Source organism: Streptomyces sp. NPDC002868, from assembly GCF_055563295.1.
In genome coordinates, this window is sequence record NZ_JBVHDR010000001.1 from 491,577 (window position 1) to 513,035 (window position 21,459).

22 protein-coding genes are annotated in these 21,459 nt (G+C 68.6%); 7 read left to right on the forward strand and 15 right to left on the reverse strand.

The annotated features are described in order from the left end of the window. Positions 1-27: 27 nt before the first annotated feature. The 12 genes from ACZ3H8_RS02275 to ACZ3H8_RS02330 all read right to left on the reverse strand — a co-directional run bounded on the left by ACZ3H8_RS02275 (position 28) and on the right by ACZ3H8_RS02330 (position 12,492). Positions 28-603: a hypothetical protein gene (locus ACZ3H8_RS02275; RefSeq protein WP_398981639.1), complete on the reverse strand. Its 576-nt coding sequence runs from the start codon at positions 601-603 to the stop codon at positions 28-30. Beyond that, positions 576-1,847, reverse strand: coding sequence for an MCE family protein (locus tag ACZ3H8_RS02280; RefSeq protein ID WP_467396404.1), 1,272 nt, complete (start codon positions 1,845-1,847; stop codon positions 576-578). Before ACZ3H8_RS02280 ends, ACZ3H8_RS02275 begins: the two co-directional genes overlap by 28 nt. After that, entirely contained in the window at positions 1,844-3,148 is a 1,305-nt protein-coding gene (locus tag ACZ3H8_RS02285; RefSeq protein WP_467396406.1) for an MCE family protein, read from the reverse strand. Before ACZ3H8_RS02285 ends, ACZ3H8_RS02280 begins: the two co-directional genes overlap by 4 nt. Next, positions 3,145-4,266 (reverse strand): MCE family protein, encoded by a 1,122-nt coding sequence (locus ACZ3H8_RS02290; protein ID WP_467396408.1) that lies wholly within the window; start codon positions 4,264-4,266, stop codon positions 3,145-3,147. Before ACZ3H8_RS02290 ends, ACZ3H8_RS02285 begins: the two co-directional genes overlap by 4 nt. Before the next feature lie 14 nt (positions 4,267-4,280). Beyond that, positions 4,281-5,261 (reverse strand): MCE family protein, encoded by a 981-nt coding sequence (locus tag ACZ3H8_RS02295; RefSeq protein WP_467396410.1) that lies wholly within the window; start codon positions 5,259-5,261, stop codon positions 4,281-4,283. Then, positions 5,258-6,310 (reverse strand): MCE family protein, encoded by a 1,053-nt coding sequence (locus ACZ3H8_RS02300; RefSeq protein WP_467396412.1) that lies wholly within the window; start codon positions 6,308-6,310, stop codon positions 5,258-5,260. Before ACZ3H8_RS02300 ends, ACZ3H8_RS02295 begins: the two co-directional genes overlap by 4 nt. Next, a complete protein-coding gene (locus ACZ3H8_RS02305; RefSeq protein WP_467396414.1) occupies positions 6,307-7,572 on the reverse strand; it encodes an MCE family protein in 1,266 nt (421 codons plus the stop codon). Before ACZ3H8_RS02305 ends, ACZ3H8_RS02300 begins: the two co-directional genes overlap by 4 nt. Positions 7,573-7,579: 7 nt before the next feature. Beyond that, entirely contained in the window at positions 7,580-8,398 is an 819-nt protein-coding gene (locus ACZ3H8_RS02310) for an MlaE family ABC transporter permease (RefSeq protein WP_389194723.1), read from the reverse strand. A gap of 3 nt (positions 8,399-8,401) precedes the next feature. Beyond that, positions 8,402-9,172 (reverse strand): MlaE family ABC transporter permease, encoded by a 771-nt coding sequence (locus ACZ3H8_RS02315; RefSeq protein ID WP_307660376.1) that lies wholly within the window; start codon positions 9,170-9,172, stop codon positions 8,402-8,404. Further along, a complete protein-coding gene (locus ACZ3H8_RS02320) occupies positions 9,169-10,113 on the reverse strand; it encodes an ABC transporter ATP-binding protein (protein ID WP_467396419.1) in 945 nt (314 codons plus the stop codon). Before ACZ3H8_RS02320 ends, ACZ3H8_RS02315 begins: the two co-directional genes overlap by 4 nt. Before the next feature lie 140 nt (positions 10,114-10,253). Further along, the gene (locus ACZ3H8_RS02325) at positions 10,254-11,321 is read right to left on the reverse strand and encodes an RNA polymerase sigma factor (RefSeq protein ID WP_467396421.1); all 1,068 of its coding nucleotides are present in this window, start codon (positions 11,319-11,321) and stop codon (positions 10,254-10,256) included. Positions 11,322-11,436: 115 nt separating this feature from the next. Then, on the reverse strand, positions 11,437-12,492 hold the full coding sequence (locus tag ACZ3H8_RS02330; protein WP_467396423.1) for a lytic transglycosylase domain-containing protein: 1,056 nt from the start codon (positions 12,490-12,492) through the stop codon (positions 11,437-11,439). Positions 12,493-12,671: 179 nt separating this feature from the next. Between ACZ3H8_RS02330 and ACZ3H8_RS02335 the strand changes: the two genes are divergently transcribed. From ACZ3H8_RS02335 to ACZ3H8_RS02365, 7 genes are all read left to right on the forward strand, one after another. Beyond that, positions 12,672-12,926 (forward strand): thiamine-binding protein, encoded by a 255-nt coding sequence (locus ACZ3H8_RS02335; RefSeq protein WP_467396425.1) that lies wholly within the window; start codon positions 12,672-12,674, stop codon positions 12,924-12,926. After that, positions 12,923-13,300, forward strand: coding sequence for a helix-turn-helix domain-containing protein (locus ACZ3H8_RS02340; protein ID WP_307660371.1), 378 nt, complete (start codon positions 12,923-12,925; stop codon positions 13,298-13,300). Before ACZ3H8_RS02335 ends, ACZ3H8_RS02340 begins: the two co-directional genes overlap by 4 nt. A 150-nt stretch (positions 13,301-13,450) precedes the next feature. Then, positions 13,451-13,960 (forward strand): 2-oxo-4-hydroxy-4-carboxy-5-ureidoimidazoline decarboxylase, encoded by a 510-nt coding sequence (gene uraD / locus ACZ3H8_RS02345; RefSeq protein WP_467396428.1) that lies wholly within the window; start codon positions 13,451-13,453, stop codon positions 13,958-13,960. Between the two features lie 4 nt (positions 13,961-13,964). Beyond that, entirely contained in the window at positions 13,965-14,363 is a 399-nt protein-coding gene (gene uraH / locus ACZ3H8_RS02350; protein WP_356226427.1) for a hydroxyisourate hydrolase, read from the forward strand. Positions 14,364-14,368: 5 nt separating this feature from the next. After that, entirely contained in the window at positions 14,369-15,292 is a 924-nt protein-coding gene (pucL, locus tag ACZ3H8_RS02355; RefSeq protein ID WP_467396431.1) for a factor-independent urate hydroxylase, read from the forward strand. 148 nt (positions 15,293-15,440) lie between these two features. Next, on the forward strand, positions 15,441-16,817 hold the full coding sequence (locus ACZ3H8_RS02360) for an 8-oxoguanine deaminase (protein ID WP_467396433.1): 1,377 nt from the start codon (positions 15,441-15,443) through the stop codon (positions 16,815-16,817). A gap of 226 nt (positions 16,818-17,043) precedes the next feature. Beyond that, entirely contained in the window at positions 17,044-18,447 is a 1,404-nt protein-coding gene (locus tag ACZ3H8_RS02365; RefSeq protein WP_467396435.1) for a nucleobase:cation symporter-2 family protein, read from the forward strand. Between the two features lie 126 nt (positions 18,448-18,573). Here the strand turns inward: ACZ3H8_RS02365 and ACZ3H8_RS02370 are convergent, their stop codons facing one another. From ACZ3H8_RS02370 to ACZ3H8_RS02380, 3 genes are all read right to left on the reverse strand, one after another. Next, the gene (locus ACZ3H8_RS02370) at positions 18,574-19,452 is read right to left on the reverse strand and encodes a chitosanase (protein ID WP_467396437.1); all 879 of its coding nucleotides are present in this window, start codon (positions 19,450-19,452) and stop codon (positions 18,574-18,576) included. A gap of 122 nt (positions 19,453-19,574) precedes the next feature. Further along, positions 19,575-20,675 (reverse strand): catalase family protein, encoded by a 1,101-nt coding sequence (locus ACZ3H8_RS02375; protein WP_467396439.1) that lies wholly within the window; start codon positions 20,673-20,675, stop codon positions 19,575-19,577. A 164-nt stretch (positions 20,676-20,839) separates the two neighbouring features. Beyond that, the gene (locus ACZ3H8_RS02380) at positions 20,840-21,436 is read right to left on the reverse strand and encodes a 3'-5' exonuclease (RefSeq protein ID WP_467396441.1); all 597 of its coding nucleotides are present in this window, start codon (positions 21,434-21,436) and stop codon (positions 20,840-20,842) included. Positions 21,437-21,459 lie beyond the last annotated feature (23 nt).

Sequence of the window (21,459 nt, forward strand, 5' to 3'; positions counted from 1 at the left end):
GGTACGGGGTGTGTCCGGGCGACGCGGTCAGCCGACGAACTCGACGTTGGACGTCAGCCAGCGACCGTTCTCGAGCACAAGGTCGAGCTGCAGCCGGTAGGTGCGGGCCTGCCCCTGCGGGGCGGCGGTGTTGGTCACCTTGCTGTCGGCGACCACCAGGACCCGGGCGGTTTTCTCGTCGGCCCGGGTGATGCCCGCTTCGAGCACCTGGCCCTCGGAGACCGACTTGTTCGCGGCCACCAGCTTCGTGAGCTCCGCGGTCTGCGCCGCGAACTGTTCCTTGAAGTCGCCTGCGGAGCCCTTCAGCACGGTCTCGCTGTCCCGTGCGTAGTGCCGGTAGTCGAGCGAGGTGAAGTTCAGCGCCGACTGGCGTGCCGCGGCCAGAATGGCCTGATGCCGCTGCTCCTGCGCGCGCTGCTCGTACACCTGGACAGCCAGCCACACGCTCAGCACCGTCGTCACGGCCGTCGCCACGGCGAGCGTCGCGGGCAGTGCCCTCCCGCGCCGTGCGGCCTCGACCAGTCTGATACCCAGTTCGCGCAGCCGCCGTGTCGCGTGCGCGACGCGACCGCCGGTCATGCCATCGGTCCGACGAGCAGCCATTGCCACGAGTCCTTTCCGAACACATTCTGTTCTCCGCCCGTCGAGCCGATCTCGACGAACGATCCGTCCGGGCCGGCTGCGGCGCCGGTCTCCGGGTCGTAGGGGGTGATGAACGCGGCCGGGCCGGCCCCGCCGGAACCCGAGGCTCCGGGCGCGTTCTGGGCGCCGCGGACCGAGGTCTTGCCGCCGCGCGGGGCCGTGCAGCGTGCGGCGGTGTTCGCCGGACGCTCGCTCGTGTCCGCGGGGTCGCGGCGCTGCGTCCCGTAGCCCTGCCGGCACGCCGGCGGCTCGTCGGCATTGACGACCATGCCGAAGTGGGTGGTGCCGTCGCCCGGGATCACGGTGAAGCTGCCCGCGACCACCACGGGAAAGGTGACGAGCGACTGCTCGACGCCCGGCAGCCGCGCCACCGTGATCTGGCCGCCGCTGATGAGATTGCCCAACAGCACCGGAAGATGCGTCCGGTTGGCCTTCAGCAGCGAGTTCAGCTCGTTCGCCGCGGGCGCGCCCGCGCCGGTCAGCCTGCGGATGTCACCGTCACTGGACTTCAACTCGGCGGTGAGGTCCGCCAGGTCGCGGGAGAACGACTTGATGGCCGAGCCCTTGTCGGACTGCGTCTTGAGGGCCACGCGCGAGTCCTCGATCAGCGTGATGGTCTGCGGGAGCGAGTCGGACGCCGACTCGATCAGCCGGTTGCCCGAGTCCACCAGCCGGCTCAGGTGCGGGCCGGTGCCAGCGAAGGCCTTGCCCAGCTCGTCGACCGTGATCCGCAGATCCTCCTTGCCGACGGATTTCACCAGGCGGTCCACACTCATGACCAGGTCCGTGGACGGCAGAGGCACCCGCGTGTCACCGCGGGCGATCATGCTGCCGTCCTTCAGATAGGGGCCGCTGGAAACGCGTGGCTGCAGATCGACGTACTGCTCGCCGACAGCTGAACGGTGCGCCACCACGGCCAGGGTGTCCGCCGGTATCCGCTGTCCATCCTCGATGTCCAGCGCCACCGACACCCCCTCCGAGCCGGTCAGCCGCAGCTCGCCGACCCGGCCCACCGGCACTCCGCGATAGGTGACCTCGGCACCCTTGAAGATGCCGCCGGACGCGGCGAAGTCGGCCCGCACGGTGTACCCGCGGTCGAGGACCGCTTCGGACAGCCCCGTGTACTGGGCGCCGACGTAGGACACGCCGACGGCGGTGACGACGGCGAAGGCGACCAACTGCGCCTTGACGCTGCGTGTGATCACGGCTGCATCCCCTTCAGCATGAGCTCCGCGAGAGCGAAATCGACTCCGGGCGGGTAGCCGTCGGCGTTTTCGGTGTTTTCGGTGGGTTCGCCGTACGAGGCGTAGCCGCTGGTGCACACCGGTGGGCACAGCGGATCGCCGGGGGCCGGCGGGTCGTTCGGAGTGCCCGGAACACCTGGCCCGGACGTCGGTGTGGAGGGTCGGGGCAGGCCGGGAACTCCTGGCACCTCGGGGATCTCCGGGGCGCCCGGCACTTCCGGAACTCCAGGCTTCGCCGGGGGTTTGGGCTTCCCGTTCCCGTCGCCGAGGTTGCCGTAAATGCTCGCGAGATCCAGATCGGCGGTGATCTTGAGATTGACGTAGTCGCCCTTGATGGCATTCGTCGCACTGCGCGGGAACGGATACGTCGTCATGAGCTCCAGGGCGTTGGGTAGATCGTTGCCCGCCTTGTTCAACTGCTCCAGGATCGGCCGCAGGCTCGTCAGATTCGCGACCACATCGTCCCGCGAGGCCTTGATCACCCGGGTGCCCGTCGTGCCCAGCTTCGACAAGGACGTGAGCATCCGTGTCAGGTTCTTGCGCTGGTCGGCCAGCACCTTCAGTGCGGGCGGCATGGTGTCGACGGCCTGGGCGACCGTCGTCTTCTCCTTGGCGAGTCGCTTGGACAGCCGGTCGATGCCGTTCAGCGCGCGGATGATCTCCGCGCGCTGGCTGTCGAGACCGCCGAGGAAGGTGTCCAGCTCGGTGAGCAGGGACTTGACCCGGTTCTCCCGGCCCGCCAGGGCCTCGTTCAGCTCCACGGTGATGGTCTTGAGCTGCGCCACTCCGCCGCCGTTGAGCAGAGCCGACAACGCGGCCAGCACCTCTTCGATCTCCGGGTTGCGGCCGCTGCGGGACAGCGGGATCCGGGCGCCGTCGGTGAGCTTGCCGACGGGTGCGGTACCCGGCGGGGCGGACAGCGCCACGTACTTCTCACCGAGCATGCTGGTCTGGCGCAGCTCGGCCACCGCGTTGGCGGGCAGTTTCACCGAATCGGCCACCCGCAGCCGCACCCGGGCGTGCCAGCCGGTCAGCTCCACCTTCTCGACGGCGCCCACGGTGACGTTGTTGACCTTCACGGACGACTGCGGAACCAGGTCGAGGACGTCCCTGAACTCCACGGTGACCTTGAAGGCATTGCCGTCCGAGGCGGCGCCGCCGGGCAGGTCGACGTCGTACCACCCGTTGATGTCGCAGCCGGAAATCAACAGCGAGCCGACGGCCGCCCAGGCGGCTGCCCTCCCCTTGCGCAGCGCGCTCATGCACGGGCCTCCAGGATTCCGCCGAGGGTCTTGTCCACCGGTCCCGTGCCCGCGGTCGGCACGTTCGGCGACAGCTTCGGAAGGGAGTCGAACAGCTTCTCCAGATCCCGGCAGTCGGGGTTCTTCCCACCGGAGTCGCCGGTCGTCTTCAGGACCGAGCACAGCAGCGCGGCCGGGTCCTGGGGGTGGTCCGGGTTATTACGGGTGTCGAGGGTGCCGGAGGACGGGTTGTAGGCGTTCTGCAGGTTGGACAGCCCGGTGGGGGCGACCTCCAACAGCTCGGCCAGCGCCGCCCGCTGGGTGACCAGCACCTTGGTGACCTTGCTCAGGCCCTTCACATCGGCCGTCAGCGACTTCTTGTTCGCCTTGACGAACTCCGTCACATCGCGCAGCGCCACTCCCAGATGCCGCAGCGCCGCCGCCAGGTCCTTGCGCTCCCCGGCCAGCTGGTCGGCCACCTTGGCGAGGCTGTCGTTGAAGGAACGGACACTGTCGTCGTCGGCCGCCAGAACAGCCGTGAACACCTGCAGATTCCGTACGGTGCCGAACAGGTCCTTCCGGCCGTCGGACAGCGTGCCGACCGCCAGCGACAGATCCTCCACCGTCTGGTGCATCTGCTTCCCCTGGCCCTGGAGGTTGTCCGCGCTCACCCCGAGGAGCCGGGACAGCGAACCGTCCGTGTTGGCCCCGCGCGGACCGAGCGCCTCGGCCGTCGTGTGGAGGCTGTCGAAGACGCGGTCCAGCTCGACCGGGACGGCCGTCCGGTCCTCGGGGATGACGGCACCGTCCTTCAGCGCCGGCCCGCTCCGGTACACCGGCAGCAGCTGTACGTAACGGTCGCTGACCACCGAGGAGTTGATGATCGCGGCCTTGGCGTCGGCGGGGACCTTGCGCCCGGCCTCGTACTCCAGCTCCACCCGCACCCGGTTGCCGCTCGGCGTGATCTTCTTGACCTCGCCGATCCGGACACCGAGGACGCGTACGTCCGAGCCGGGGTAGATGCCCACCGTGCGCGGGAAGTACGCCGTGACCTTGACCGGCGACGAGCGCGGCCAGAACACGATCGCCCCGGTGGCGACGAGCACCAGCGCGGTGACCAGAGCCAGTCGTCGTTTCATCGGGAACTTCCCCATCATTGCGAGCCTCCCGTCCGCGGAACCACCGGAGCGGCGACCATGTTCTGGATGTAGCTGTCGAACCAGCGGCCGTTGCCGAGAGTGTTGGTGAACACCCGTACATAGGGGGCGAGCAGCTTGACACTGCGGTCGAGGGAGGCCTGATTGCGTTCGAGCATGGTGACCACCGTGTTCAGGCCCTTGAGCGCCGGGCCGATCTCCTTGCGGTTGTCCTCGACGAGGCCGGAGAGCTGGATGCCCATCGCGGCCGAACTCTTGAGCAGCGTATGGATCGCCGCACGCCGCCTGGTGATCTCCCGGAACAGCTTGTCGCCGTCCTTGACCACCCGGGAGAAGTCGCCGGAACGTTCGGAGAGAACACCCGTGACCCCGTTGGCGTGCTTGAGAAGTTCACGCAGGGCCTCGTCGCGGGACGCCACCGTACGGGAGATCCTCGAAAGTCCCTTGATGGATGCCTGCACGTCGGCCGGCGAGTCCTTGAAGGTGGCGGAGATGGTGTCCATGGCCTTCGCCAGCTGGTCCATGTCGACCTTCTCCGTCGTGGTGGTCAGATCACTGAACGCCGTCACGACGTCGTACGCCGGAACCGTACGGTTCAGCGGGATCTCGCTGCCCGGCGGTAGCTGCCCTGCCCCCTTCGGCTGCAGCGCGAGGTACTTGGAGCCCAGGATCGTCTTGATCCGGATGGCCGCGCCGGTCCTCGTGCCGAACTCCGGGTCCCCCTTGACCTTGAAGGTCACCTTCACATGGTCGCCGTCCAGATCGACCTCGTCGACCTTGCCGACCTTGACCCCGGCGATGCGCACCTCGTCGCCGGGTTTGAGGCCGCCCGCTTCTGAGAACGCCGCGCTGTACGTCTCGCCGTTGCCGATCAGCGGGAGGCTGTCGGCGTTGAACGCCGCGACGGCCAGCAGCGCGAGCGTGGAGATGCCGACCGCCCCGATCACCACGGGGTTGCGCTCACGGAAGGGGATCACTGGCCGCACCTCGCCCTCGCGACATGGAGCTCAGGGGTGAGCACCTGCCTGGTCTTCGGCAGCACGATCCGGCCGTCGAAGTCACAGAGGTAGAAGTTGAACCAGGAGCCGTACGACGCCGTCCCCGTCAACTTGTTCAGCTTGTTCGGCAGCCGTTTCAGCACGCCCTCCACGGTCTTCTCGTTCTTGTTCAGCGTTCCGGTGAGGTCGGTCAGCTCGGCGATGTCGTCCTTCAGCGGCGGGCGGGCGTCCTCGATCAGGCCCGAAGTTGCCTCGGTCAGCTGGCCGATGCTGGTCAGCGACTCGCCGATGGGCTTGCGGTCGGCGGACAGCCCGGAGATCAGCCGCTGCAACTGCTTGAGCAGTCCGGAGAAGCGGGCGCCGCGCTTGTCCAGCGTCTTCAGCACCTCGTTGAGGTTGTCGATCACGGAGCCGACGAGCTTGTCGCGGTCGGCGAGTGTGGTGGTCAGGGAGGCGGTGTGGGCGAGCAGGCTCTTCACCGTCCCGCCCTCTCCCTGCAGGGTCTTGATGATCTCGGTGGCGAGCTGGTTCATGTCGTCGGGGCTCAGTGCGGCGAAGAGCGGCTTGAATCCGTTCAGCAGCGCGTTGAGATCGAGCGCCGGCTGGGTCCTGGTCAGCGGGATCCGGGCGCCGGGCGGCAGCGGCGTGCCGTTACCGGCGCCCTCCGTCAGCGCGATGTACCGCTGTCCGACCAGATTCCGGTAGCGGATGACGGCGCCGGTGCTGGAGAACAGCGGACGGTTCTGGTCGACCGTGAAGGTGACTTCCGCCAGCGTGCGGTCCTTGATGCTGCCGCCCTTGATCCTGATGTCCTCGACCTCACCGACCCGCACTCCGGCGACCCTGATGTCGTCGCCCTCCTCCAGGCTGGTGACGTCGCTGAACACCGCGCGGTACGTCTCCTGCGGGGTGAAGGAGAGGTTGACGATGGTGGCCGCGAGCATCGCCGTCACCAGCACCGTCACCACGGCGAAGAGAATGAACTTGATCAGCGGGGCCGTGGTCTGGATGGCTCCTGACTTCGTCATGCGACGCTCACCGCCGTTCCGCGGGCCATCGGGCCGAAGAGCAGCGTCGCGACGGCCGGCACCCGGTCGGCCGGAACTCCCAAGACGGGCGCCACGAGTGAGCCGACCGCACGCTGCTCGGCCTCGGTGGCGGACACAGCACTATGGGTACCGCCTCCCGAGCCGTGCGCCGACGTACCGTCATTGAGCTTTGTGTCCGGTGCGGGCACCCGGGGGTTGGGCAGCCCCCTGCAGTCGGGTCCTGAACGTTCTGCATAGCGCGGTTCCTCACCGGGTTTGTACGCGGGCCGAGGGCGGACGAATTCGAGGGTGATGCGCATCTCTCCGCCCCTGAAGGTCTCTTCGGCCGCCGCGTCCTGCTTCACCAGGCCGTCCAGGAGGCAGGGGTAGACCGGCGCGTAGCGGGCGAACAGGTTCAGCGTGGGGCGCGAGACGCGGCCGAGGGTGATCAGCCGTCCTTCGTTCTCGGTGAAGAACCCGTCCGTGGTGTCTGCGGCGTCGGCGGTCGCGGTGAGCGCGGAGGCCAGCTGGTCCCGCTGCTCGACGACGGTGCGGCTGGTGGTGACGGTGTTCCGCAGGATCCTCAGCAGATCGGGCGCCGCGTCCCCGTACACCGCGGCCACATCCGCGAACCGCGAGATGTTTTCCTTGATGGACGGCATGTGCGGGTTGAGCCGGCTCAGATAGCGCTCGAAACGGGTGAGGTTGGCGCCGATCCGGTCGCCGCGCCCGTCGAGCGCGGTGGCGAACGCCGACAGCGTGGCGTTGAGTTCGGCGGGCCGCACGGTCCGCAGCAGCGGCAGCAGGTCGTTCATCAGATGCTGGAGCTCGATGCCGGCCTCGGTGCGGTCCTGGGTGATGACGTCCCCGGCGCGGATGTGCCGCCCGGCGGAGCCGCGCGGGGCGACCAGATCGACGTACTTCTCGCCGAACAGCGTCTTGGGCAGCAGCAGGGCGTGCACATCGGCCGGGATGCGGGAGACGTGCTCCGGCTTGAGAGCGATGTCGAGCGTCGCCTTCTCGCCGTCGGCCCGGACCTCGCGTACCTCGCCGACCAGCAGCCCGCGCAGCTTGACGTCGGCCCGCGGGTCCAGCTGGTTGCCCAGGGTGTCGGCCTCCAGCGTGATCCGTACGACGGAGACGAACATCTGCTGGTAGACGGCGACCGACAGCGACAGCAGCAGCGCGATGACCGTGATGAAGACGATGCCGTACAGCCGCAGTCGTGCGCCGCGTGTCGGGACGGGAATGGGAATGCGCATGGATCTTCTACCCCGCTATCCGTACGGTCGTGTTGGCGCCCCAGATCGCCAGGCTGAGGAAGAAGTCCAGGATGTTGATGGCGACGATGGAGGTCCGCACGGCACGGCCGACCGCGACGCCGACGCCGGCCGGGCCGCCGCTCGCGTAGTAGCCGTAGTAGCAGTGGACGAGAATGATCACGACGGCGAAGACGATCACCTTGCCGAAGGACCAGAGGACGTCGACCGGCGGTAGATACTGCTGGAAGTAGTGGTCGTAGGTGCCCGCGGACTGCCCGTAGTAGCCGGTCGTGATGGTGCGTGCTGCGAAGTACGAGGACAGCAGCCCGATCACATACAGCGGGATGACGGCGACAAAGCCGGCGATCATGCGCGTGGTCACCAGGAACGGCAGCGAGGGGACGCCCATCACCTCCAGCGCGTCGGTCTCCTCGCTGATCCGCATGGCCCCGAGCTGGGCGGTGAACCCGGCCCCGACCGTCGCCGACAGGGCGAGACCGGCCACCAGCGGGGCGATCTCACGAGTGTTGAAGTACGCGGACAGGAACGCCACGAAGTTGGAGGTGCCCAGCTGGTTGAGCGCGGCGTAGCCCTGCAGGCCGACCTCGGTGCCGGTGAAGAAGGACAGGAAGGCGATGACGCCGACCGTTCCGCCGACGACTGCCAGCGCCCCGCGACCGAAGCTCACCTCGGCGAGCAGACGCAGGGTCTCCTTCTTGTAGCGGCGCAGGGTGCGGCCGGTCCAGGCCAGCGAGCGTCCGTAGAAGGACAGTTGGCCGCCCAGCTCCTCGAGCCGGTCCAGCAGCAGACGATTCATCAGCGGCATCGGTCAACCCCTCTGCGGAACGACCTGGAAGTACACCGCGGTCATCACGAAGTTCGTCACGAAAAGCAGCATGAAAGTGATCACCACCGACTGGTTCACGGCGTCGCCCACGCCCTTCGACCCGCCCTTCGCGGTCAGTCCCTTGTACGAGGCGACGATCGCCGCGATGGCGCCGAACACCAGGGCTTTCAGCTCGGCCGCCCATAGGTCGGACAGTTGGGCGAGGGTGGTGAAGGAGGCGAGATACGCGCCGGGCGTACCGTTTTGCAGGATCACGTTGAAGAAGTAGCCACCGGCCACTCCGACCACCGACACAAGGCCGTTGAGCAGCACGGCCACCACCATCGAGGCCAGCACCCGAGGCACGACCAGGCGGTGGATCGGGTCGATGCCCAGCACTTGCATCGCGTCGATCTCCTCGCGGATCTTGCGCGCCCCGAGGTCCGCGCAGATCGCGGTGCCGCCCGCTCCCGCGATCAGCAGCGCGGTGACGATCGGCGAGGCCTCCCGCAGCACCGCCAGCACCGAGGCCGCGCCCGAGAAAGACTGGGCGCCGAGCTGGCGGGTCAGACTGCCGATCTGCAGGGCGATGACCGCCCCGAAGGGGATGGAGACCAGAGCGGTTGGCAGGATGGTGACGCTCGCGATGAACCAGGCCTGCTGGATGAACTCCCGCACTTGGAACGGACGCCTGGGGAAGGTCCGTACGACGTCCAGGGCCATCGCGAACAGGCTGCCGGAATGTCGCAGCGCGCCTGTGGGGGAAAGGCTCATGCGTCCGCCACCTCCACCTTGTGCAGCGCCGCCTCACGCCGGGCGATCGCCTCCCAGCGGGGCGGCCGGGTGATCCCGGGGCTCGGCAGCAGGCGAGGCGTCATCTCGTCGGCGCCCTTGGGAGCGCGCAGGTCCCCGTCGCCGAGCCGCGCGAGCTCCTGCTCGACCTGGGCGGCGTCCTTCTCCTCCGCCATGCCGATCGGCCCCTGCATCCGGCCGTTCAGGAACTGCCGTACAACCGGCTGGTCGCTGGTCAGCAGCTGTTCCCGGGGGCCGAACATCACCAGCTCGCGACGGAAGAGCAGTCCGATGTTGTCCGGGACCTGCCGGGCCGATGCGATGTCGTGCGTGACGATCAGGAAGGTCGCGTCGATCTGCGCGTTGAGATCGACGATCAGCTGATTGAGATACGCCACGCGAACCGGGTCGAGACCCGAGTCCGGCTCGTCGAAGAGGATGATCTCCGGATCGAGCACCAGGGCCCGCGCCAGCCCGGCCCGTTTGCGCATGCCGCCGGATATCTCGCCGGGCAGCTTCTCCTCGGCGCCGATCAGTCCGACCATGTCCATCTTCTCGAGCACGATCTGCCGGATCGCGCTCTCCGTCTTGCGGGTGTGTTCACGCAGCGGGAAGGCGATGTTGTCGTAGAGGTTCATCGACCCGAACAGCGCGCCGTCCTGGAACAGCACGCCGAACTGCTTCCGCACCTCGTACAGGTCGTGTTCACGCAGCTTGGTGATGTCCGTGCCCGCGATCCGGATCGAGCCCGCCTCCGGCTTCAGCAGGCCGACCAGCGTCTTGAGGAACACGGACTTGCCCGTGCCCGAAGGACCGAGCATGACCGAAACCTCGCCGGCGGGCAGCGTCAGCGAAACGTCCTGCCAGATGACCTGGTGGCCGAAGGACTTGGTCAGCCCTTCCACACAGATCTCGACACCCATCCGGTTCACCCTTCAGCAGTGGAGCAGCTCCGACATCTGCTCTACGGGGAAGGGCGGCCCGTCCGTCGCGCCGAAGCACGAAATTTTTTACGGGCGCGAAATCAGGGGTGAACTTCGGCGTGCCAGGTGGCTGCGGGCAGCTACGGGCGTGGCAGGGACACCGGGGCGGACGGCGTGGCCAGGGGCACCGAGGCCGACGGCGTGGTCACGGGCACCTCCGGCACGGAGGGCACGGTCACCTCGGGCGCGACCGTCATTAGGGGCACGTCCGGCGCTTCGAGCACGTTCGGCACTTCGGGGACGTCAGGTATGTCGGGGACGTTCGGCACTTCAGGGACGTCCGGGGTGGAGAGCGGCGGCAGCGGTGGCAAGGTGACCTCCGGCAGGGACGGCAGCGCGGGCAGTCGGACTCCGGGCGCGTCCGTCCCGCTCGTGGCGGTCCCCGACGCCGTCTCTGCGGGGGTGCCGGCGGCCGACGGCTCCGCTCGGCTGTGGTCCGGTGTCCGTACGTCCGAGGCCTTCGACGGGGCGGGCCCGGCACCAGGCCCGTCCCAGTCGTGGGCGTACGGCAGGATGAACCCGGCGACGACCAGCGTCGCCGCCGTCGAGGCCACTGCCACCGCCTGCGCGTTCACGCCCGTCCGGGGCCGGTTTCGACCGCACAGCCACAGGGCCAGCGCCAGCGTGCCGGCCAGCGTATTGCGCAGCGTCCGCCGGGCTCGCGCCAGCAGCGACTCGACCGTCCGGTAGCTCAGCCCCATCTCGTGGGCGACCTGGCCGACGTCGAGGTCCTCGGACTTCAGCCGGATCGCCTGCGCCTGCCGGGCGGGCAGTTCGTCGGTGCGCACGGCGAGCCACTTGGCCTCGGCCCGGTCACAGACCGCCTCGTCGACGGGCACCGGGCCCGTCGGTACGAGAGTCGCGCTGCCGCGCACCTCTGCCTCGCGGTTGACCTGCCGGTAACGGTCGACGCACAGCCGCATGGTCACTGTCGTCAGCCACGCGCCGAGCCGCTCGTCGTCCAGATGCGGGTTCTCGGCAGCGCGCAGCATGGCCTCGTGTACCGCGTCCTCGGCGTCCTCCATGCTCATGGAGCGGCGGCGGGCCACCTTGAGCAGCTGCTCGCGGTGGCTCCACGCGCGCTGCCACCGCTCGTGGGCAGCCGTGTCCGCCGGCCCGCCCGAGTACGCAGGCATGTCCGTCGCCATGAGGGCCCCTTTGCGCTCACCGCCGGTTCGGTGCTGTCCGGCGGATGGCGACATTACCGCCGGGTATCCGGAGTTGGGGAGGGGGTGGCGCTCATCGAGTCCTTACCGTTGCTGGTCAGCCAACCTGTCCGTTGCCGGCCAGCGAACCTGCGCCGGGCAGGACACCGTCGCCGGGCAGCTCGACACCGCTTGTGGGGACGGGAATCACGGGCTCCGCGGGCTTGGGGCCACCGCCCGGCGCGGTCTTCGACGGTGAGGGTGAGGGCGTGGGCGAGGACGGCCCGGGGGAGGCGTCATGCGGGGCGGCCGGGCGTGCGGGAGCCGTGGAGGCCGACGGCCGCGGCCGCGCCGGACGGGACGGCTCCGGGGCCGGGCGGGTGGCGGATCCGCCGAGGTCCGGCACCATCCGGTGCCCTTCGAGGAAGTACCCGAACCATGCCTTGACCGTGCGCAGATACTCGGCGGAGTGGTTGTAGCCGAGGATCGCGAGGTCCAGGTCGTGCGGGTCGGAGAGATCCCGCCCGCCCGCGCACAGGTAGCGGCCGGCCGCGAGGGCCGCGTCGTAGACGTTGCCCGGATCGCTGCGCCCGTCGCCGTTGCCGTCGGAGCCCCAGGTGGCCCACGTGGAGGGGATGAACTGCATCGGACCGACGGCGCGGTCGTACGCCGTGTCCCCGTCGTGCACCCCGCCGTCGGTGTCCCTGATGAGGGCGAACCCGTTGCCGTCCAGCCGCGGGCCGAGGATCGGTGCGACGGTCGTGCCGTCCGCGGTCACCCGGCCGCCGCGCGCCTGCCCGGACTCCACCTGACCGATCGCGGCCAGCAGCTGCCAGCGCAGACGGCAGCCGGGCGCGCTGCGCGCGAGGTCCGACTCGGCCTGCCGGTATGCGGCCAGGACCGTGGCCGGCAGTGCGCCGCCGACCGGTGCGGCGGAGTCGTCCGTGTCCCGTCCGGTCTTGCGGGCCCGCAGCGGCGGAAGCTCGGTGCGGTACGGGGTGTCGCCGGTCACGCTCTGCCCCGGCGGGGGCGTCGGACGCTGAGCCGGGGCCGCGGCGTGTGCCGCCGGCCCCGGCCCCCGTGAGGCGGTCAGCGCCGCCATGGCCGCCGTCGCGACCGCTGTTGCCCTGACACCCCTGCGCTTGCGCCCGGCCATCTTGCGCCCAGTCATCATGCAGACCCCTCCCAGTGCCGCCGAGCCGGAGATGAGGGCCGGCGCGGCTTCCGTCACCTGCTCTACGCGGGGACATAGCGGGTCCGTCGCGGACAGCTGCGCCTTTTCCCGGTCGGGACGGGGCCTTCCTGGTTCGGGACGGCGCCGACGGCGTGGGAGGGCACCGCTAACGTGGGCGCATGGAGCGATTGCGGGTGGAGTTCACCACCGAACCCTTCGACCTCGATGAAGCGCCGGCCCATGCGGTGGTCGCCCGCGAGGTCATCCAGGCGGCCGAACTGGACGCCGTGGACGTCGGCCCGTTCGGCAATACGGCCGAGGGCGGCGCCGACGAGGTGCTGAGCGCGGTCGACGCGCTGCTGCGCCGGGCTCTGGAGGCCGGCGCCACTCGTGTCTCGTTGCAGATCAATGTGATCGGGGAGGGGGAGAAGTGACCCAGCCGGGAGATCACCCCCTCTTCAGCGCCGTGAAGCCGCTCGTCGACGCGATGGGCGCCGAGATATTGAGCCCCGAGCAGGCGAGTCCCGATGATGTGGTGCTCGCCTGGGAGGGCGAGGATGTGCTCGCCGTGCGGCTGCCGCAGCTGTCGGACTCGCTCGACCACATCCTGGCCGCCATGGAGCGCCGGCACGGCATGCCGCTGTCCGAGCTGGACCGGAAGACGAAGCAGCTGGTCGTACGGACACTGGAGGCGCGCGGCGCCTTCTCCGTACGGCACGGCGTGGAGACGGTGGCGGGCGCCCTAGGCGTCAGCCGCTTCACCGTCTACAACTACCTGAACAGGGAAAACGCCGCGAAGAACGGCTGAGAGGCCGCAGTCGTGAGCCGCCGTCCGGATGTCCGGACGGCGGCCTCCGCGTTGCCGAGTTTTCAACAAAGTGTTGACGTTATGTTGCCCGAGGGCGTTAGCTGTCCGCAGTCCTTCTATGCACAGCGAAAAACAGCCACGGAGGCTCCCGTGACTTCGAGTCCGCTGCCGGGTCTCGCCCGGTTCAACACCTCACAGGACAGCGCGGCCCTGGCCGCCCTGCACGAGGTGTGCGCCAGTTCGGCGTGGGGGAGCAAGCTGCTCGCCCAACGCCCGTACGCCACCGTGGAGGCCCTCTTCGACGCAAGCGACGCCGCCATGGCCGAGCTGAGTGGCGAGGACCTGGCCGAGGCGATGGCGGGGCACCCGCCGATCGGCCGGCCGAAGCCCGGGGACCCCACCTCGTCCCGCGAACAGAGCGGGATGGCCGGGGCCGCTGAGGAGCTCAAGGCCGAAATGCTCGAACTGAACCTCGCCTACCAGGAGAGGTTCGGACATGTCTTTCTTATCTGTGCCACCGGCCGCACCGGTGAGCAGATGCGTGACGCGGTCCGGGAGCGGATAAGTAACTCGCCCGAGCAGGAGCGGGAAATCGTCCGCACCGAGCTGGGCAAGATCAACCGCATCCGGCTGACCCGCCTCGTAGCAGAAGGAGAGTGACGTCTTGAGCACCGAGACCACCGCGTCGGTGTCCACGCACATCCTGGACACCAGCGTCGGACGCCCCGCCGAGGGCGTCGCCATCTCCCTCGCGGCCCGCAGCGGCCTCGACGCGGAGTGGGTGGCGCTCGGCGGATCGAAGACCGACGCGGACGGGCGCTGCAAGGACCTGCCGGCGCTGCCGGAGACAACGACCCACGTACGTCTCGACTTCGAGACCGAGGCGTACTTCGCCAACCAGCCCACCAAGCAAGCCGAGGCGCAGCAGGACGCCCCCCGCGTAAGGGACAGCGGTGCGTTCTTCCCGGAGGTGGCGATCACTTTCGCCGTCAGGCCGGGCGAGCACTACCACGTACCGCTGCTGCTCAACCCGTTCGGCTACTCCGTTTACCGAGGGAGCTAGCAGACATGCCCACGATTCTCGGCCAGAACCAGTACGGCAAAGCAGAGAACCGCGTCGTCAAGATCACGCGGGACGGCGACACCCACCACATCAAGGACCTGAACGTCTCGGTCGCCCTCTCCGGCGACATGGACGACGTCCACTACTCCGGCTCCAACGCCAACGTCCTGCCGACCGACACCACCAAGAACACGGTGTACGCGTTCGCCAAGGAGTACGGCATCGAGTCCGCCGAGCAGTTCGGCATCCACCTGGCCCGTCACTTCGTGACCAGCCAGGAGCCGATCCACCAGGCGCGCATCCGCATCGAGGAGTACGCCTGGGAGCGCATCGAGACTTCGGACAACAACTCCAAGTTCATCGGAGCGGACGAGGTCAAGCACTCCTTCGTACGCAAGGGCCAGGAGACCCGCGTCACCCAGATCACCTTCGACGGTGAGAAGTGGCAGGTCATCTCCGGTCTCAAGGACCTCACCGTGATGAACTCGACGAACTCCGAGTTCTGGGGCTACGTCAAGGACAAGTACACGACGCTCCAAGAGGCGTACGACCGCATCCTCGCGACCGAGGTGTCCGCCAAGTGGCGCTACAGCTGGTCGTCCGACGAGGAGCGGATGCCGAACTGGGAGAAGTCCTACGAGCAGGCCAAGAAGCACATGCTCCAGGCCTTCGCCGAGACGTACTCCCTCTCGCTCCAGCAGACCCTGTACCAAATGGGTTCGCGCATCATCAACAGCCGCAGCGAGATCGACGAGATCCGCTTCTCGCTGCCGAACAAGCATCACTTCCTGGTCGACCTCGAGCCGTTCGGCCTCAAGAACGACAACGAGGTGTACTTCGCGGCGGACCGCCCCTACGGCCTGATCGAGGCCACCATCCTGCGGGACGGCGTCGAACCGCAGATCCCGGGCGACATGACCAACCTGTAGTAGTCCTGCTGTATCCCCGACGCGTGCGCCGGCGTCAGGTCCCAGGGGGAGAGCGGGGGCATCTGCGCAACAACAGCACCGCGGACCCGGTCGTCACCCCGCTCGACCCCCGGGTCCGTTCCACCAATGGGAAGAACGAGGACCCGCCATGGCGGCTTCGCGCATCGTCATCGAAAACTGTGCCATCGCGACCGTGGACGCGAACGACACCGAGTACGCCTCCGGCTACGTCGTCGTCGCGGACAACCGGATCGAATCGGTGGGAGGGGGCAAGGCTCCCGCAGACCTGGAGAACGTGGCCCGCCGCATCGACGGCACCGGGCACCTCGTCACGCCCGGCCTGGTCAACACCCACCACCACTTCTACCAGTGGATCACCCGGGGTCTGGCCACCGACCACAACCTCTTCAACTGGCTGGTCGCGCTCTACCCGACGTGGGCGCGCATCGACGAGCCGATGGCGCGCGCGGCGGCACGGGGCTCCCTCGCGATGATGGCCCGCGGCGGTGTCACCACCGCGATGGATCACCACTACGTCTACCCGCAGGGCTCCGGCGACCTGTCCGGCGCGATCATCGGCGCGGCGAGCGAGATGGGGGTCCGCTTCACCCTCGCCCGCGGCTCCATGGACCGCGGCAAGTCGGACGGCGGCCTGCCGCCGGACTTCGCCGTCGAGTCCCTCGAAGGCGCGCTGGCCGCCACCGAGGCGACCATCGACAAGCACCACGACGCCTCCTTCGACGCGATGACCCAGATCGCCGTCGCGCCCTGCTCGCCCTTCTCCGTCTCCACCGAACTGCTGCGCCAGGGCGCCGAGCTGGCCCGCCGCAAGGGCGTCCGGCTGCACACCCACGGCTCGGAGACCGTCGAGGAGGAGGAGTTCTGCAAGGAGCTCTTCGGGATGGGTCCGACCGACTACTTCGAGTCGACCGGCTGGCTCGGCCAGGACGTGTGGATGGCCCACTGCGTCCACATGAACGACTCGGACATCGCCGCCTTCGCCCGTACGGGCACGGGCGTCGCGCACTGCCCGTCGTCCAACGCCCGCCTCGCCGCCGGTATCGCCCGGGTCCCCGACATGCTGAAGGCGGGCGTCCCGGTCGGCCTCGGCGTCGACGGCACCGCCTCCAACGAGTCGGGCGAGCTGCACACCGAGCTGCGCAACGCGCTCCTCATCAACCGGCTCGGGGCGCACCGCGAAGCCGCCCTGAACGCACGGCAGGCGCTGCGCCTCGGTACGTACGGCGGCGCCCAAGTCCTCGGCCGCGCCGGCCAGATCGGCTCCATCGAGGCCGGCAAGCTCGCCGACCTGGTGCTCTGGAAGATGGACACGCTCGCCCACTCCTCCATCGCCGACCCGGTGATCGCGCTCGTCTTCGGCGCGGCCGCGCCCGTCACGCTCTCCCTCGTCAACGGCAAGACCGTCGTCGAGGCGGGCCACCTCACCACGGTGGACGAGGACGCCATCGCCCGCTCCGCGCGGGACGAGGCACAGCGCCTCGCGCGCATCGCCGCGCAGGCCTGACCCGAAGGAAGTCCGGTCGAGGGGGACGGCCCTCGACCGGCGGCCGTGGACCCGAGCGGGGTCCATGGCAGCCGTGCCCGGCGGGGTGCGCACCGCACATCGGTGCGCACTCCCCGGGACGGTGACTCGTGTCTTCACCACCCCAGAAGGCCTGCACACTTCGCGTTCGCACCACCTCTTTGACACCCGCGTCACCGCCGACGTGTAACCGACCGGAGGAACCGCAGTGGCCGCACAGCCCAGGTTTCACAATGATGCAGGCGCCGCACCCGACCGGAAGCACCCGGTCGACGAGACGCTTCCGCCCGTCAAGATGTTCACCAGCGGTCTTCAGCATGTGGCCGCGATGTACGCGGGCGTGGTGGCCCCGCCCATGATCGTGGGTCCCGCTGTGGGCCTGAGCGTTAAGGAGACCGCCTTCCTGATGGGGGCGAGCCTCTTCACGGCCGGCATAGCCACCCTGCTGCAGACCCTCGGCTTCTGGAAGGTCGGCGCCCGCCTCCCATTCGTCAACGGAGTCTCCTTCGCCGGTGTGACCCCGATGATCGCCATCGGCAAGGACCGCGGAGCCGACGGCATCACCGTCATCTTCGGCGCGATCATCGTCGCCAGCGTGCTGGGCTTTGTCCTCACGCCGTATTTCTCGAAACTCGTCCGCTTCTTCCCGCCCGTCGTCACCGGCACCGTCATCACGCTGATCGGCCTCTCGCTGCTGCCGGTCGCCTTCAACTGGTCGCAGGGCGGCAACTCCGCCGCCGCCGACTACGGTTCGATGAAGAACATCGGCATGGCGGCCCTCACCCTTGTGATCGTGCTCGCCCTGCGCAAACTGCTGCGCGGCTTCCTCCAGCAGATCGCGATCCTGCTCGGTCTCGTCGTCGGCACCGTCATCGCCGTCCCGATGGGGATGACCAGCTTCGACGCCATGAAGAACGCCGACGTGGTCGGCTTCCCGACGCCCTTCCACTTCGGCGCCCCGCAGTTCGAGATCGCCGCGATCGTCTCGATGTGCATCGTGATGCTGGTCTGCATGACCGAGTCCACCGCCGACATGCTGGCGCTCGGCAGGATCGTGGACCGGCCCGCGGACCGGCGGATCATCGAGGGCGGTCTGCGCGCCGACACCCTCGGCAGCGCGATCAGTCCGCTCTTCAACGGCTTCATGTGCAGCGCCTTCGCCCAGAACATCGGCCTGGTCGCGATGACGAAGGTGCGCAGCCGGTTCGTCGTCGCCGCGGGCGGCGGCATCCTGATCCTGCTGGGGCTGTGTCCGGTCGCCGCCTCGGTGATCGCACTCGTACCGCTGCCGGTCCTCGGCGGCGCGGGCATCGTGCTCTTCGGTTCGGTCGCCGCCAGCGGCATCCAGACGCTGGCCACCGCCGCCCTGGAGAAGGGCGAGAACGCGCTGATCGTCGCGGCCGCCGTCGGCATCGGGCTGATCCCGATCGCCGCGCCGGAGTTCTACCACGCCTTCCCGAAGGACGCGCTCGTCGTCCTCGACTCGGGCATCTCCACCGGCTGCATCGTGGCGATCGTCCTCAACCTGGCCTTCAACCACCTGGGAAAGAAGCGGAGTTCGGAGCCTTCTGTGGTCACCGCGACCGGCTCGGAGACGATCGCGGTCCACTGATCCGGGCGCATCGGCGCCGCCTCCTGCGGCATGCGCAGCATCTGAACAGCGGTGGAGGGCCGGGTGTCCGCGGCTGCGGGAACACCCGGCCCTCCGGGCCGTGGGCTGTGCGCTGTGTCGGCCTGCTCAGTCGATGTGGAAGCTCTCGCCGTAGACCTTCCAGTCCAGCGGCGTGTTGAGGTTGAAGTTTTTCTTCTTGACGAAGACCCGCTGGGCGGTGTCGACCCGGCTGGTGTCCTCGTGCGCCTCTTCCTGCTTCATCGCCCAGACCCGGGCGTCGAGGAAGGCATTGAGATACGTCTTCTCGTCGCCGCCCTGCGCCGGCGTCTTCGCCTTGGCGAGGGCCTTCTTGCGGATGTTGCTGAAGCTGGTCGAGTCGCCGCCGTCGCCGTGCATCACGATGGCGTCGTAGTAGATGAACTGGCCGAGGACACCTATGCCGTCGCTCTTGCCGCGCTTGACCGCCGGGTTGAAGTAGACCCGGTCGCGCTCGTCGTTCTGCGCCTTCTTGAACTCCGCGTCCTGGGCCGCCTTCTTCCAGTCCTTGGTGAAGTTCGGGTCAAGGCCCGCGTGCGAGTCGCTGCCGTCGACGTTTCGCAGCGCGGGCAGGTACTTGGCGAGTACGTTGCCGGGCTTGCGCTGGGTGTAGAGCTCGACCAGATCCAGCATGTCGCCGGTGCCGGAACAGAAACCGATGATGCCGGCGGTGTAGCCGCGGCCGTCGCCGATGTCCTCGATGTACTTGTACTGCGCCTTCCAGTCCAGCGAGGAGTTCTCCGCGCTGGACACGAGCTTCATGGCGATCTCCTTCTTCGCCGGGTCGTCAAGGCCGATGGCGGCCGGGGCAGGTGCCGGGGCGGGTGCCGCGGCGGCCGGGGCCCGGCCGGTGGACTCGGAGGATGTGGCTGCGACGGCGGTGGCCGGTACCGCGAGCAGGGTCACGCCGAGCAGGACACGGGGAAGGAACTGCAGCGGTCGTGTGGTGCGTGCATGGGGGGTGGGCACCTGGCCTCCAGGGGGAGTTCGACGTTCCGGTGTTCTGTTAGGAAGCTTTCCTATCAGAGTGCCAGGGAGACGTACACCCCTTCTCCATACCGGAGTTCGGGCCCGCTCCTGCGACGCGTGTCTCAGCCCAGGAGTTCCGCGCTGCTCGCCGGCTCGACGCGCGGCTGCCCGTTGAGACGGTGCCGCTCGATGGACGAGCGGCGGTACACCTCCTCGCGGACCCGCTGGATCTCGCCGATCGGCCGGTGCTCCTCACGGGTGCGCCAGGGCGTGATCGACGTGCCGTCGGCGGCGGCCAGGTTCTCCTCGCCGCCGATGTCCTGCCGCGGGATGGCTATCGTCGCAACCGTCACCCACGGAGACAGCGGCTCCGGCCACTCCACCGAGGTGTTGTCCACCGGCATCCGTGCCAGATCGGCATTGAGCTGCACCTGCAGCTCGAAGACGTGGTCCCGCTCGGCGGCCTCCGCCACCAGCGTGTTGCGGAACGCCTCGCCGTCCGCCCGCACGTTGACGGCCAGATGCGTGACGGGGGAGGTGGGCACTGTGCGCACCTTCGCGATGTGGTCGCCGTACCGGAAGGCGCCCATGCTGTTGTACGTGTACGAGAAGAGGTTCTGCCGCGGGACCTGAGTGAAGGACAGCATCGCGAAAAGCTCGTCCCACAGCCACTCGTCCGAGGTCTTCAAGGTCCCCCGCCTGGTGAGGAATTCACCCATCCAGGACTTCCGCCGCGCCGGGTTCACCAGCGCGTCGGGCAGCTCGCTGAACAGCTCCTCGATGACCATGTAGTCGTAGGCCGTGTTGGCGAAGAAGACCCGGTTGTTGATCAGGTTGAGGTCGAAGGTCGTCTCCGTGGCCTCGTCGGTGAGCAGGGAGTCGCCGGGCACCCCGAACATCTTGATCCCCATGCCGCAGGCCGCGCCGAGCAGCGAGTCGGCCCGCAGATGGCCGAGTCCGTTGGAGTACCGGACGACCGCGTCGTAGGTGCCGGGCCCGGCGAAGATCCCCTGGTCGTAGGGCTCCGGCACCTCACCGACCGTAACCGTGGCCTTGACCAGTCCGTACGTCTTGCCGTGCGCCGTCCTGACCGAGCGCCCGACCCCCTGCCGCTCGACGGAATCCCGGGTGCGCCGGCCGACATTACCGACGACCTCGTCCAGCTCCTGCTGGTAGGTGGGCCGCTCGACGGGGGTGTATGTCTCGTACCTGACGAAATCCATGGCGGGGTTCTCCTCTGCCGCGTCCTGCGTGGCTGTGTCCTAGGAGAAAAGTAGCCCGCTATTAAGTTGTGCACAACATAACTGCCTGTGACGGTCCCCACGGTGGGATGCCTACCACCGCGCTCGGCTTCGAGCCGCCGCTGCGCCCGGTGCTCCGGCTGCCGCTACGCCGACGGCGTGGGGTCCAACGCCATGAGGTTGCTGAACAGCTCCGCCTGCTCGATCGCGTCGTCCAGGGCGTGGTGGGTGTGCCGCCGCCTGGAGAGCAGCTCCCGCGGCATCGTGCCCTTGGCGACCGCGCGGAGCGGGAGCCGCGCCTTCGTCGCGTACAACGTCTTCATATCCAGGCATCCGGAGTGCCCGAAGGGGCTCGCCCCGGTGAACCGGATCAGATACCAGTAAAGGAAGGTCCAGTCGTACGAGGCCGGGTAGCCGCACATCACCGGCTGGGCGCCCGCGCTCACCTCGCGCACCCAGGTGCTGAATTCCGCCATCGCGGCAGCCGGTTCACTGCCCTCCGCGGTCAGCCTGTCCCGGTCGAGTCCGCTGACGGCCAGCGCCTCGGGCACGAAGTCCTCGCTGATGGGCTGCAGTTCACGGTAGAAGGTGTACGCCTCGGGGTCGGCCGGCGCATAGCCGTCCGCATTCTGGCGACCGGCCACCGCCGCGCCGAAGCTGATCATCGAGTAGGGGCCGGGGATCGGGCCGTCGGCCTCGATGTCGACGGAGATGTAGAGGCTGGATTTCACACGACGTGCCATGCCGGGAGCATCGCATCGGCGCT

Coding starts and splice junctions, on each gene's coding strand:
- ACZ3H8_RS02275 (WP_398981639.1), bottom strand. CDS start 603: ATGGCTGCTCGTCGGACCGATGGCATGACCGGCGGTCGCGTCGCGCAC.
- ACZ3H8_RS02285 (WP_467396406.1), bottom strand. CDS start 3,148: ATGAGCGCGCTGCGCAAGGGGAGGGCAGCCGCCTGGGCGGCCGTCGGC.
- ACZ3H8_RS02290 (WP_467396408.1), bottom strand. CDS start 4,266: ATGAAACGACGACTGGCTCTGGTCACCGCGCTGGTGCTCGTCGCCACC.
- ACZ3H8_RS02300 (WP_467396412.1), bottom strand. CDS start 6,310: ATGACGAAGTCAGGAGCCATCCAGACCACGGCCCCGCTGATCAAGTTC.
- ACZ3H8_RS02305 (WP_467396414.1), bottom strand. CDS start 7,572: ATGCGCATTCCCATTCCCGTCCCGACACGCGGCGCACGACTGCGGCTG.
- ACZ3H8_RS02310 (WP_389194723.1), bottom strand. CDS start 8,398: ATGCCGCTGATGAATCGTCTGCTGCTGGACCGGCTCGAGGAGCTGGGC.
- ACZ3H8_RS02315 (WP_307660376.1), bottom strand. CDS start 9,172: ATGAGCCTTTCCCCCACAGGCGCGCTGCGACATTCCGGCAGCCTGTTC.
- ACZ3H8_RS02320 (WP_467396419.1), bottom strand. CDS start 10,113: ATGGGTGTCGAGATCTGTGTGGAAGGGCTGACCAAGTCCTTCGGCCAC.
- ACZ3H8_RS02325 (WP_467396421.1), bottom strand. CDS start 11,321: ATGGCGACGGACATGCCTGCGTACTCGGGCGGGCCGGCGGACACGGCT.
- ACZ3H8_RS02330 (WP_467396423.1), bottom strand. CDS start 12,492: ATGATGACTGGGCGCAAGATGGCCGGGCGCAAGCGCAGGGGTGTCAGG.
- ACZ3H8_RS02335 (WP_467396425.1), top strand. CDS start 12,672: ATGGAGCGATTGCGGGTGGAGTTCACCACCGAACCCTTCGACCTCGAT.
- pucL (WP_467396431.1), top strand. CDS start 14,369: ATGCCCACGATTCTCGGCCAGAACCAGTACGGCAAAGCAGAGAACCGC.
- ACZ3H8_RS02360 (WP_467396433.1), top strand. CDS start 15,441: ATGGCGGCTTCGCGCATCGTCATCGAAAACTGTGCCATCGCGACCGTG.
- ACZ3H8_RS02375 (WP_467396439.1), bottom strand. CDS start 20,675: ATGGATTTCGTCAGGTACGAGACATACACCCCCGTCGAGCGGCCCACC.
- ACZ3H8_RS02380 (WP_467396441.1), bottom strand. CDS start 21,436: ATGGCACGTCGTGTGAAATCCAGCCTCTACATCTCCGTCGACATCGAG.